Here is an 11,396-nt window from a genome sequence, read left to right on the forward strand (position 1 = left end):
TGGTGAAGTTTATGCCGATAGTGCTTATGCTAACAAGAAAAACGATGAAAAACTTGGTAAACAAAATAACAAAGTTCTACACAGGGCTTACAGAAATACACCACTTACAGACAGACAAAAACAAGAGAATAAACAACGATCATCCATTCGCTATATTGTTGAACGCACTTTTGGCTTACTCAAACTACATCATGGATTAGCCAAGGCAAGATACCTTGGATTAGAAAGAAACAAAACTAGAGCGCAACTTATTGCTATGATTCACAATCTTAAAACTGGGATGAATATTTTTAAACAAATGCGAAGTCTAGGGGATTGTTACGCCCAATGAGTGGGATAGGACTAAAAATAGGGAAACAAAGCAATAAACAGCTGGGAAAATAAGGTTTTTTTGGACTTTATGAAAAAATACAGGTAGTTTTGAAAATATTTTTGAAAAAATCTAAAAATTGAAATTAGGGTGGAGAATTATGAGTTATGCGAAAGTCTCATAGAATAACATCAGTCTTTAATATTTTTTAACAAACAACCCAAGTTTTTACTTGGGTTGTTTGTTATATGGTAAACAAAAAGTTAAAAAATCTCTAAAATGAAGGGCACCCAAAAAACCTAGTGCGATTTATCTGCAAGGAGACTATGCACTGAAATGCAGAAAATAGTGTATTTTTACCTAAAAATAAGAAAAATAGCCCGCTCCCGCCATTTGACGAGTTTTTTAAGTAAACCTTTTTAGAATATTGCTGGGTGACGCTGACTCTGCTAGGATAAGGTTTAAAGAAATCACCAATTGGGCAAAAATTGGATTTTGCCAATCATCCCTATTTGTACAAAGGTCTCCTTTGGTTTTTTCAGTTGTCTTAGGTTGAGCAAAGACTTATTAAGTGAACCTCGGTATAATTAACACCAGTTATTAAAATAAAAAATAAAAATTCTATGGTAAAAATAGCAGTAACCGGTGCATTTGGGCGTATGGGGCAAACCATTATTAAGGCAATTGAGCAAACCGATGGCATGGCATTGGGTGTTAAACTGGATAAGGGTGATGATCTAAATGCTGTATTGGATCAATTTGAGGTGTTGATTGATTTTACTCGTCCAGAAGCCACACTTGATTATCTTGCCATTTGCTTGTCTGAAAATAAAGCAATGGTTATTGGCACCACAGGTTTTGATGATGCTGGTTTGGCAGCTATTAACAGTGCTGCTAAAAAAATGCCAGTGGTGTTTGCGCCTAATATGAGTGTTGGCGTTAATCTTTCGTTGAAATTATTGGACATGGCAGCTCGTGTGATTGGGGATGATTCCGATATTGAAATCGTTGAAGCGCACCATCGTTATAAAGTGGATGCACCATCAGGTACTGCGTTGAAGATGGGCGAAGTGGTGGCGAATGCTTTGGGTAGAGATTTGTCCAAATGTGGCGTGTATGGACGAGAAGGCATTGAAGAGCCACGTAATAAAGAGACAATTGGTTTTTCTACTATTCGCGGTGGTGATGTGGTGGGTGAGCACACTGTGAGCTTCTTTATGGAAGGTGAGCGGGTAGAGATCACCCACAAAGCCTCATCAAGAATGACTTTTGCCAATGGTGCAGTGCGTGCAGCAAATTGGCTAAAAGGTGAGCCCGCTGGCTTATATTCCATGAAAGATGTATTAAAAATATAACAAAGGACTATAAATATGAAAACACATTTACATAAAATACCGCTTATTTTATTGGCAATTTATATGATTTTATTCATTATATTGGCAATCAATCCCTATGATCGAGTAACTTGGTGGGCGGAAAATATCCCAGTTTTAATCGTTGTCGGTCTTTTGTTGCTGACTTATTCTCGCTTTAAATTTTCGAATTTTTCTTATTTTTTAATGACTTTATTTTTGTGCTATCACACCGTTGGCGGGTATTATACTTTTGAATTGGTGCCTTTTGATTGGGGCAATCAGCTGTTATCCAAATTAGAGCTTGATTTTATTCTCCCTGAGGGGCGTAATAATTTTGATCGCTTGGGGCATTTCTTAGTAGGTGTTTTTGCCTATCCTGTGGTTGAGATTAGCTTGAGAAAAAAGTGGGTTGCTAATAAGGGTGTTGCATTTGTTTTTGCTGTCTTTGCCTTAGGTTTTTGGGCGGCAAGTTATGAGGTTATTGAGATGTATTATGCCGTTTTAGAAGGCGGTAAATCTGGCGCGGCATTTTTAGGCTCACAAGGCGATATTTGGGATGCACAAAAAGATATATTGATGGACATCGTAGGGGGTTGTGTGTTTGGATTATTGGCGCTGTTTAGTCAGCGCTACTGGAGGGGCTAACCATGCTATATGCCATTATGTCACAGGACAGTAAAGATTCGTTAACAAAAAGAATGTCGGTGCGTCCAGCACACATTGAGCGTTTAAATACACTTAAAAATGAAGGGCGCTTAATTTTAGCGGGACCGCATCCTGCGATTGACAACAACGAACCAGGCGAAGCAGGGTTTACCGGTTCATTGGTGGTGGCGGAGTTTGACTGTCTTGAAGAGGCGCAAACTTGGGCAGATGCTGACCCGTATTTAGCATCAGGTGCTTATGAAAGCGTCATCGTCAAGCCCTTTAAAAGGGTATTGCCATGAATTTGTTATTTCGTCCTTTATTTGAAAAGATAAGCTCAACTTATACCTATTTATTGGCAGATGTAGACACCAAAGAGGCGATTATTATTGACGCAGTGGATGAAACTCAGCAACGCGATATTGGCTTGATTGAAGAATTAGGCTTGGATTTAAGATACATTGTCGAAACCCATGTGCATGCTGATCATATTACCAGCTCATGCCCTTTGAAGCAAAAATTTAAAAATGCCAAAATTGTGCTTGGCGCGGCTAATCCAGTTGCTTGTGCTGATATTTTAATCAAAGAGGGCGAAAGTCTAAATTTTGGTTCGCACCAGATGGTTGCAATGACAACGCCAGGTCATACGGATGGCTGTATGTCGTATGTGGTTGATGATAAAATTTTTACAGGGGATGCTCTGTTGATTAGGAGCTGTGGTCGGTGCGATTTTCAAGGTGGTTCGGCAGAAAAATTATATGCTTCCATTCAAAAGATGTTTACACTACCTGATACAACTTGCGTGTATCCCGCCCATGATTATGGCGGTAGAACAGTGAGTTCTATTGAGGAAGAAAAGCAATTTAATGAAATGATTGGCAATGGTGTTGATAAAGAGGAGTTTGTTCGTCGTGTTAATGCAATGGTGCTAGATTTACCTAAAAAAATTCATGTTGCTGTACCAGCGAATCAAGTATGTGGTTCTAAAATTGTGGCAGACTGATGGTTAATGGCTATTCATTAGACCCACATCCAAGAGCAAATTTTGCCAAAGAGCAGTTTGCCGTGGTACGTATTCCACGAATAAAGCGTGAGCGTGTGCCAGCAACTAGCGTTGAAATCGTTGAAGATTTAGAAACTGCCATGATGCAAGCCAATCCCAATAATAAATTTTATGCCGCTAAAGTAGCAGGTCCAGCGCGCTCGTCTGAAGGCACGATGCTTTATTATATTGTTGAAATGTATAACACATAACATAATGCGGTGGTTGTATTTGTTTCTCCCAGTGGTTTGTTACAGTTATAATTCGCCATTATGAAATACGATGTTGTTGTTATTGGTGCAGGCGCAGCAGGGCTAATGTGTGCCTCACAAGCACAGCAGCGTGGACGCAAAGTTTTACTCATAGACAAGTCGAATAAAGCAGGCAAAAAGATTTTGATTTCAGGTGGCGGTCGTTGTAATTTTACGAATTTGCACATTGACCCAAAAGCCTATATTTCTAACAACCCTCACTTCGCTAAATCTGCGTTATCGCGCTATACGCAATGGGATTTTATTGCATTATTAGAAAATGCAGGCCTACATTGGCATGAGAAAACCTTAGGGCAATTATTCTGCGATGAAAAATCAGCTGCAGTGCTAAAGTTGCTATTAAGAGAGTGCCAGCAAGTAGATATCAAACTTAATCTCAGTGTTGAAAGTATCGATTATTGCCACGGATACACGCTTACCACCAATCAAGGAACTTTTCAGGCATCCTCGTTGGTTATTGCTACAGGTGGTGCGTCCATTCCAAAGATGGGTGCTAGTGATTTTGGTTTACAAGTTGCCAAACAATTTAGGATTAAATCTATTGCCTTTAAACCAGCTTTGGTACCACTTACTTTTCATCAAGAGGATATTGAGCATTATTTCAAAGATTTATCAGGCTTAAGTGTTGATGCAATCGTTAAGTGCAATAATCAAAGTTTTAGAGAAGGTATTTTGATTACCCATAGAGGTGTTAGTGGTCCAGCAGTGTTGCAGATCTCTTCTTATTGGCGAAAGGGCGACGCCGTGGTGTTTAATTTGTTGCCCGATTTGAAAGCGAGCGATTGGTTGTTAGAGATGCGTGATAGCAAGCCTAAATCTGAGTTAAAAACTATTTTAAGTACCTATTTTCCAAAGCGTTTGGCAATTCGCTTAGCGGATACTTTATTAGACAAACCCTTATCAAATAGTGCACTTAATCAGATTAAAAAAAAGAATTTAACCACTTTGGGTGAAAAACTCAATCATTGGGTGCTAATACCAAGTGGTACAGAGGGGTTGCGTACTGCTGAGGTTTGTGTGGGCGGTGTTAGTACTGATGAACTGTCCTCCAAGACAATGGAGTCTGTCAAGCAAAAAGGGCTATATTTTATTGGTGAAACAGTGGATGTAACAGGTTGGTTGGGTGGTTACAATTTCCAATGGGCCTGGTCATCTGGCTGGGCAGCAGGGCAATATGTTTAAAAATAATATTCAATACCAAACACTGAATTTAAAAAAAGGTGAGTGTTTATTTCATCAAGGGGCAAATATTGAGCGGTTATTTTTTCTTGAAAAAGGCAGGATTAAATTAGTTCGAAATACGATAGAAGGGCAACCTTTAATTATTCATATTGCTTACTCACAAGAAACCTTTGCTGAAGCATTGTTATTTTCTGACAAATACCATTGCAATGCAATCTGCGATAGCTCATCCATAGTATTGTCTTTTTCTAAAAATGAAGTTTTGGCGTATTTGAAATTGCACCCAAAATATACTATGGAATTGTTAAAAATTAACGCCCAGCAAGTACGAGATTTGAGACTATTAAATGAAATTAAAAGCATTAATAGTGCTTATGACAGAGTGTGGGCATTCCTGCTTTCTGAGGCAAACCAAGCGTCTAAATTATATTTCTCGTATTCTCTTAAAGATATGGCGCAAAAACTCGGTTTGGCGCACGAAACTTTCTACCGAACTTTAAAAATATTAGAACAAGAAGGCAGGATTATTCGAGGAGAGCAGTTTATTGAATTATTATGATTTAAATCATAGTCTAATAATTAAAATTACCGTACAATGCGTTTTATGAATTAAGTTTGGTAATTTTTTTATTGGGAAGGAAAAGTGAAAAGAGCGACTTTATTTTTGGTGTTGATGAATGTATTGGGAATAACACAAGCTTCAATAGACAATCGTTATCACCTAGGCTTTAACGATGAAGAAAAAGTAGAGTTTCTGAGTGAGATGAGACAAATACTAAGCAGTATTCAGCAAATTACACTCGGCATTGGTACTGGAAATAAAGCCATGATTATCAAAGCAGCACACTGTTCTGGTAATCGCATGGCCAGAGCAACACCTCAGTCTATTAAAGACAAGACACCCGTATCGTTTGAGCAAATTGGTGGACCAACGCATATGATGTTTGAATAATTAGCGATTAATGCGATAGAGGTGGATGAAAGTGATGCAGATGACATGAGAGATTTGGCAGAATTGACAGGCAAGTTAATGCGTAATTGTTTAGCTTGCCACGAAGCATTTACGGTTAATTAAAATAAATTATGTTTGGATTTGGTGAAAAAGTAGCAGGTTATGATGTTCCTGTTTTTAATGAACGAGAAGTAAGAGCTGCCGCAGGCATTGTATTTCTGTTTGCTTTTATGGCATTCATGAATGGTTTTTTAACGGGCAATAATGAGCCGACTAAGTTAATGGTATCGGTATTTTTATTTGATTTTTTTATCCGGATTTTTATCAATCCAAAATACGCACCCTCTATGATTATGGGTCGTTGGATTGTTAATAATCAAACACCTGAATATGTCGGCGCGCTACAAAAAAAGTGGGCGTGGGCATTTGGTTTTTTCTTGGCAGTGGTGATGTTTTATTTAGTGGTGATGAACAATATTCGTGGACCTATTAATATTTTGACTTGTGCGCTGTGCTTGGGCCTTTTATTTTTTGAGGCAGTATTTGGTGTTTGCGCGGGATGCAAGGTTTATAATATATTTCATAAAGACGGTGCAAAGTATTGTCCGGGACAGTCGTGTGATTTAACAAGAGACAGAGCATCAATTCAAAGCCTAAATTTTGTACAAAAGACAATCTTTACCTTGTCAATATTGGCATTATTTTATTTGGTATTTGGTGATATTATTCACACTTTAACAACAGGATAAAAAATGAAAAAAATCATAATTCTTGCATTACTTTATTTATTTTCAAGCTTAACTTATGCCTCATTTGAGGTGCAAAAAATTACTGATAATGTTTATGCTTTAGTGGGTGAATTGTCTCAAAGGTCTAAAACCAATTTAGGTAATAATTCAACCCATGGGGTTATTATCACTAGTGAAGGTGTGGTACTTATAGATTCAGGCGCAAGCTATTTTGGCGCCAAAGAGATTCATAAAACTATTCAAAAACTTACTCACAAACCTGTCAAAATCGTCATTAATACTGGTGGACAAGACCATCGCTGGTTAGGCAATGATTATTTTCAAAAGTTAGGTGCTAGAATTATAAGTTCAAGTAAGGCTAAAATTGACCAACAAATAAGAGCAGATGAGCAAATAACAAGACTAGACCTGTTAATTAAAGATAGCCTAAAAGATACAGAACCTGTATTTGCGTCAGAGACTTTTGATGAAAAAATGAATCTTGAACTTGGCGGTGTAAATTTAGAGTTGTATCATTTTGGTGCAGCGCATACAGCAGGCGATATTGTTATTTGGATGCCTAGTACAGAGTTGATGTTTACAGGAGATATAGTTTTTAACGACAGAATGCTAGGGATTGGACCTGCCAAAGATTTTCAAAGTTGGATTAATGTATTTGAAAAAATGGCAATTTTTAAGCCAAAATACATAATTCCAGGTCATGGTAGTGTGTCTAATTTGTCGCTTGCAACACACAATACTTATAATTATTTGGTATTTTTAAAAACAAAAATTAGTAAGATTCTAGATAATGATGGCGATATGTTGGATGCCAGTAAAATTGACCAATCAAAATTTCATTATTTAAAAAATCATGAAAGTATTGCTGGAAAAAATGCGCAACGGGTATTTGAGAAGATGGAATTTGACTATTAATAGAAAGGAAGAAGTTATGAAAAATATAAAGAGATTAACTGTTTTATCTGCATTAATTTTTTCTACTGTTATAACGGCATCATGGTTTGATTCTGGTGAAGATAAAAAACAAGAAATAGTTAAATCAGTGACTATAGAGAAAATAGCCAAGGACTGCGAGATCCCAGCTTTTGCAAAAGCTATTGGACACGAAGACAAGTGGTTATTACATAATGGTTGCCCACCAAGAAAAGACGCTAAGAAAAACGAGGCTAAATAATTTCGCAAGCCTCATTAAAGTTTAGGCGTGGAGAGCGTGGGAACAACTTACTCTGGTCACCAGACCCTATAGCGCAAATGAAAATTGATTTGGTTTTACCATCTGGGAAAAATTCTTGATTCAGTGTCTCAGCGTTAAAACCTCCCATTGGGCCACAATCTAAGCCAATTGAGCGTGCTGCCAACATAAAATAAGCACCTTGTAAAGTAGCGTTCATCTCCCCTACTGATTTAATTTTTTCAGGGTTGCCTTCGTACCAGCTTTTTGCATCAGTGTGCGGAAAGAGTTTGCCTAACTGTTCATAAAATTCTGTGTCATAAGCAATGATTGCCACTGCAGGTGCAGCCATTGCCTTATCCACATTGCCTTCATCAAGGTGAGGCTTGAGTTTTTCTTTAGCTTCGTTGGATTGTACAAAGGTAATGCGTGCAGGGCAAGTATTAGCCGCAGTTGGACCAAATTTCATCAGTTTATAAATTTCTTTGATTTGTGCCTCAGATACAGGTTTGTCTAACCAGCCATTGTGGCTTCTTGCTTCTGTAAATAAAGTATCAAGTGCGTCTTTGTTCAGCATTATAATGTCCTTTGAATATAAATTATTGATTGCGTATGTTAGATTATATATTTTTTGACGCTAAACTATCAAACAAATTCAAAGACCATTTAATAAAGGCGGGAATAGAATTTAAAGTTGAAAATGACGAGAGTTTTGGCTCGGTGCAGGGCGAGATTGTGTCTATTGCCGATGAAACTAATGATGATATTTTGGACGAGTTACAAGTATTGTATGATGAATTACAAGAAGCATTAGAGCAAATATTAGAACAAAATGGTGATGGCTTAATGATGAATGCAGCAGGTATGCAGACCCAACTCAAAGATGGCACAATGTGTACGCTAAGAGTAGAGCCTACGATTGTAATGCGCATTCTTACTGTATTAGAATTTGATGAGTTACAAACCTTTATTGATAATATCGCACGCAGTGTAGAGGAGCCTGATTTCGGGCATTTTTGTAAAAATAGAGGAGTGTAAAATGAGTGGATTTTTTGTACTGGTGTCGTTTGAATTAAATGACAAGAATTTATTGAGCGATTGGAAGGTTTTATCTAAAGAAATTGACGATAATATTCTTGGTGTTAAAGGATTTATTTCACGCGATTCTGGAATTGATGAGCAAGGATATGTGTATTGCTTAGTTAAATGGCAAAGTAGAGCCGATCAAGAAGCGTTCAAGAAGCAATTTGAATCAAAAGATGATTGGTCAAAAACAATGGAAGACTTTGGGCGTATTGCCAATATGGAAACTATCATGTTTAAAAATATAGCACTCTTTTAACGATGAAGAAAATCACAATTATCGGTTCAGGATTTGCAGGTTTAACTGCGGTGAGAGTCCTGCGCAAACAAGACAAAACCCTAGAAATTACGCTAATCTCTCCAAAGGCAGAGTTGGTGTATATGCCGAGTTTGATTTGGGTGCCTTCCGGTGCAGCAGACAAAAAAGACATTATTGTTCCATTGGATAATTTCTTTAAACGCATGAATGTTCGTCATGTCGAAAATGAAGTTATTGGCTTGGAAGATAACAACAGAGTTGTACTTTTAAAAAATGGTGCTCGAGTTGATAATGATGCGTTAATTATTGCCTCAGGCGGGCGTTTTATCAAAAAATTACCCGGCATTGAAAACGCCATCACTCCTTGTGAAGGGCTAAGCGCTGTAGAAGAAATACGCGACAGAATAAAAGTCATGGATGGTGGCAATATCGCCATTGGTTTTTCGGGTAATCCAAAAGAACCAAGTGCGATGCGTGGTGGGCCAATGTTTGAATTTTTGTTTGGACTAGACACACAACTACGACAAGAAAAACGACGCGATAAATTTAACCTAACCTTTTTCACCCCCGCAACAAAACCCGGTGCACGATTGGGCGAAAAAGCAGTTGAGAGTTTGTTGTTAGAGATGAAAAAGCGCAACATTAAAACGCATCTTGGACATAAAATGAAAAAATTTGAAACCAATAAAGTGTTTACCGAAGGTGGTGAATTTTCCGCTGATTTGATCCTATTTATGCCAGGAATGACGGGCAATCAATGGTTTGATAATACCGATCTTGCTCGTAGTGAAGGTGGTTTGTTAAAGGCGGATAAATTTTGCCAAGTTGAAAGTGCTGACAAGGTGTTTGTTGCAGGCGATTCTGGTTCATTTCCAGGGCCGCAGTGGATGCCAAAACAAGCACATATGGCAGACCTTCAAGCTGAAGCAGCAGCAAAAAATGTACTTGATGTGTTAGATGGAGGGCGTGCTACGCACACATTTAAAATTGAGCTAATGTGCATTGTTGATTCAAATAACAAGGGCATCTATATCTCACGCACGATGAAGGGTGGCTTTATGTTGCCGAATTGTCGTTTGATGCACACTGTAAAGCGTTTATTTGGTTGGTGGTATTTGCGTCAATATCGATAAGGAGAGACTATGTCAGATTGTTTATTTTGTAAAATTATTGCGGGTGATATTCCTACTGAGAAAATTTATGAAGATGCTGAAGTTTTGGCTTTTCATGATATTAGGGCGCAAGCTCCACATCATTTCTTAGTGATTCCAAAAAAACATATTGCCTCATTAAATACAGCAGACGATGCCATCTTGATCGGTAAATTAAGTTTAACCGCTAGTAAAATTGCTAAAGATTTGGGCTTTGCCGATGAAGGTTATCGTGTGGTAATGAATTGCAACGCTAATGGCGGACAAACAGTTTATCACATTCACCTGCATTGCCTAGGGGGGCGAGCGCTCTCTTGGCCACCTGGTTAACCTTTCCTGTTTATTTGGAAATAGATAAAATTTAAGTTTGATTGTACTTAGATTCACATCATAAGTGCAACACTCAATTAGTCGGCCAAAGGGTATATTAACCACTCTTTAATCCGACAGGAAAAAGGAGTGAAACATGCAAAAATATACACAATTGACCTACGAACAAAGATACCATATTTACCTGCTAAACAAACAAGGATATAACCAAACCTTTATTGCCAAATCAATGGGTAGAAACAAATCAACTATTTCTAGAAAATTATCTCGCAATACTGGCAAAAGAGGCTATCGCCATAAGCAAGCTAACAGGCTTGCTGACGAACGACATCAAAAGAAAAATAAAGCCATCAAACTCACAGATTCCGTTAAAAATTACATTGAGACCTTTGCATAACCCAACCAAAAAACCACCAATCTGATAAAACAACACCCATCTAAAACACCCATAAAACACCCAAAATGTCTTAGAAAAACACCCAACAAAATTCATTTGCAGATTCTCTTGTTATTGAACATAAATCTCTATCAGAACTAGATGATGTGCATAACATCATTAACTGGGGCGAGATAGAACAAACACTATCAAATCTTTATACCTCCAAAACAGCTGCAAGCGCCTATCCACCCATAATGATGTTTAAAATCCTAATTCTTCAGGCTTGGTATGCGCTTAGCGATGAAGCCTTAGAAAAACAAATTGCTAGAGATTTAATGTTCAGACGCTTCATTGATTTAAGTTTAAGCGAAGCAGTGCCAGACCATTCCACCATTTGGCGTTTTAGACAATTACTCAATACTGAAAATTTGCTAGAAGCACTACTAGAACAAATCAATCATCATTTAGAACAAAACAGTATTATTGTTTCTCTAGGTTCAATCAACATTATTGATG

Annotated in this window: 19 protein-coding genes; 18 read left to right on the plus strand and 1 reads right to left on the minus strand. The window is 37.7% G+C overall.

The window, feature by feature from the left end:
• From BHECKSOX2_RS05675 to BHECKSOX2_RS05730, 12 genes are all read left to right on the plus strand, one after another.
• The coding region (locus BHECKSOX2_RS05675; protein ID WP_139682830.1) for a transposase at window positions 1–331 on the plus strand (331 nt) is incomplete at its 5' end.
• A 602-nt stretch (window positions 332–933) separates the two neighbouring features.
• Window positions 934–1,665 (plus strand): 4-hydroxy-tetrahydrodipicolinate reductase, encoded by a 732-nt coding sequence (gene dapB, locus BHECKSOX2_RS05680; RefSeq protein WP_139682831.1) that lies wholly within the window; start codon window positions 934–936, stop codon window positions 1,663–1,665.
• A 15-nt stretch (window positions 1,666–1,680) separates the two neighbouring features.
• Window positions 1,681–2,310 carry a DUF2238 domain-containing protein gene (locus BHECKSOX2_RS05685; RefSeq protein WP_245391329.1) on the plus strand — a complete coding sequence of 210 codons (630 nt, stop codon included), beginning with the start codon at window positions 1,681–1,683 and terminating at the stop codon, window positions 2,308–2,310.
• Between the two features lie 2 nt (window positions 2,311–2,312).
• Window positions 2,313–2,612, plus strand: coding sequence for a YciI family protein (locus BHECKSOX2_RS05690; RefSeq protein ID WP_090714682.1), 300 nt, complete (start codon window positions 2,313–2,315; stop codon window positions 2,610–2,612).
• The gene (locus BHECKSOX2_RS05695; protein ID WP_139682832.1) at window positions 2,609–3,313 is read left to right on the plus strand and encodes an MBL fold metallo-hydrolase; all 705 of its coding nucleotides are present in this window, start codon (window positions 2,609–2,611) and stop codon (window positions 3,311–3,313) included. Before BHECKSOX2_RS05690 ends, BHECKSOX2_RS05695 begins: the two co-directional genes overlap by 4 nt.
• On the plus strand, window positions 3,313–3,564 hold the full coding sequence (locus BHECKSOX2_RS05700; protein ID WP_090714678.1) for a hypothetical protein: 252 nt from the start codon (window positions 3,313–3,315) through the stop codon (window positions 3,562–3,564). Before BHECKSOX2_RS05695 ends, BHECKSOX2_RS05700 begins: the two co-directional genes overlap by 1 nt.
• Window positions 3,565–3,621: 57 nt before the next feature.
• The gene (locus BHECKSOX2_RS05705; protein ID WP_139682833.1) at window positions 3,622–4,806 is read left to right on the plus strand and encodes a BaiN/RdsA family NAD(P)/FAD-dependent oxidoreductase; all 1,185 of its coding nucleotides are present in this window, start codon (window positions 3,622–3,624) and stop codon (window positions 4,804–4,806) included.
• On the plus strand, window positions 4,799–5,365 hold the full coding sequence (locus tag BHECKSOX2_RS05710; protein ID WP_139682834.1) for a Crp/Fnr family transcriptional regulator: 567 nt from the start codon (window positions 4,799–4,801) through the stop codon (window positions 5,363–5,365). The genes BHECKSOX2_RS05705 and BHECKSOX2_RS05710 overlap by 8 nt, the downstream gene beginning before the upstream one ends.
• Window positions 5,366–5,449: 84 nt before the next feature.
• Window positions 5,450–5,758, plus strand: coding sequence for a hypothetical protein (locus tag BHECKSOX2_RS05715; RefSeq protein ID WP_139682835.1), 309 nt, complete (start codon window positions 5,450–5,452; stop codon window positions 5,756–5,758).
• 131 nt (window positions 5,759–5,889) lie between these two features.
• Window positions 5,890–6,507 carry a DUF4395 domain-containing protein gene (locus BHECKSOX2_RS05720; protein ID WP_139682836.1) on the plus strand — a complete coding sequence of 206 codons (618 nt, stop codon included), beginning with the start codon at window positions 5,890–5,892 and terminating at the stop codon, window positions 6,505–6,507.
• A 3-nt stretch (window positions 6,508–6,510) separates the two neighbouring features.
• Window positions 6,511–7,422, plus strand: coding sequence for an MBL fold metallo-hydrolase (locus BHECKSOX2_RS05725; protein WP_139682837.1), 912 nt, complete (start codon window positions 6,511–6,513; stop codon window positions 7,420–7,422).
• Window positions 7,423–7,438: 16 nt separating this feature from the next.
• Window positions 7,439–7,681 (plus strand): hypothetical protein, encoded by a 243-nt coding sequence (locus tag BHECKSOX2_RS05730; RefSeq protein WP_139682838.1) that lies wholly within the window; start codon window positions 7,439–7,441, stop codon window positions 7,679–7,681.
• Here the strand turns inward: BHECKSOX2_RS05730 and BHECKSOX2_RS05735 are convergent.
• Complete coding sequence (locus BHECKSOX2_RS05735; protein ID WP_139682839.1) at window positions 7,674–8,255, minus strand: malonic semialdehyde reductase; 582 nt, start codon at window positions 8,253–8,255, stop codon at window positions 7,674–7,676. The two genes, BHECKSOX2_RS05730 and BHECKSOX2_RS05735, sit on opposite strands and share 8 nt — an antisense overlap.
• 35 nt (window positions 8,256–8,290) lie before the next feature.
• Here BHECKSOX2_RS05735 and BHECKSOX2_RS05740 point away from each other — a divergent pair, with 35 nt between their 5' ends.
• The 6 genes from BHECKSOX2_RS05740 to BHECKSOX2_RS05765 all read left to right on the plus strand — a co-directional run.
• Window positions 8,291–8,716 (plus strand): hypothetical protein, encoded by a 426-nt coding sequence (locus tag BHECKSOX2_RS05740; RefSeq protein ID WP_139682840.1) that lies wholly within the window; start codon window positions 8,291–8,293, stop codon window positions 8,714–8,716.
• A 1-nt stretch (window position 8,717) separates the two neighbouring features.
• Window positions 8,718–9,020 carry a hypothetical protein gene (locus tag BHECKSOX2_RS05745; protein WP_139682841.1) on the plus strand — a complete coding sequence of 101 codons (303 nt, stop codon included), beginning with the start codon at window positions 8,718–8,720 and terminating at the stop codon, window positions 9,018–9,020.
• Window positions 9,021–9,022: 2 nt separating this feature from the next.
• A complete protein-coding gene (locus tag BHECKSOX2_RS05750; protein WP_139682842.1) occupies window positions 9,023–10,153 on the plus strand; it encodes an NAD(P)/FAD-dependent oxidoreductase in 1,131 nt (376 codons plus the stop codon).
• Window positions 10,154–10,162: 9 nt separating this feature from the next.
• Entirely contained in the window at window positions 10,163–10,501 is a 339-nt protein-coding gene (locus tag BHECKSOX2_RS05755; RefSeq protein WP_139682843.1) for a histidine triad nucleotide-binding protein, read from the plus strand.
• 136 nt (window positions 10,502–10,637) lie between these two features.
• Complete coding sequence (locus tag BHECKSOX2_RS05760) at window positions 10,638–10,898, plus strand: helix-turn-helix domain-containing protein (protein ID WP_139682844.1); 261 nt, start codon at window positions 10,638–10,640, stop codon at window positions 10,896–10,898.
• A 146-nt stretch (window positions 10,899–11,044) separates the two neighbouring features.
• On the plus strand, window positions 11,045–11,396 hold a 352-nt coding region (locus tag BHECKSOX2_RS05765), incomplete at its 3' end, for a transposase (RefSeq protein WP_180323624.1).

Origin of the sequence: thiotrophic endosymbiont of Bathymodiolus puteoserpentis (Logatchev), assembly GCF_900127505.1 — a bacterium.
Taxonomy (GTDB): domain Bacteria; phylum Pseudomonadota; class Gammaproteobacteria; order PS1; family Pseudothioglobaceae; genus Thiodubiliella.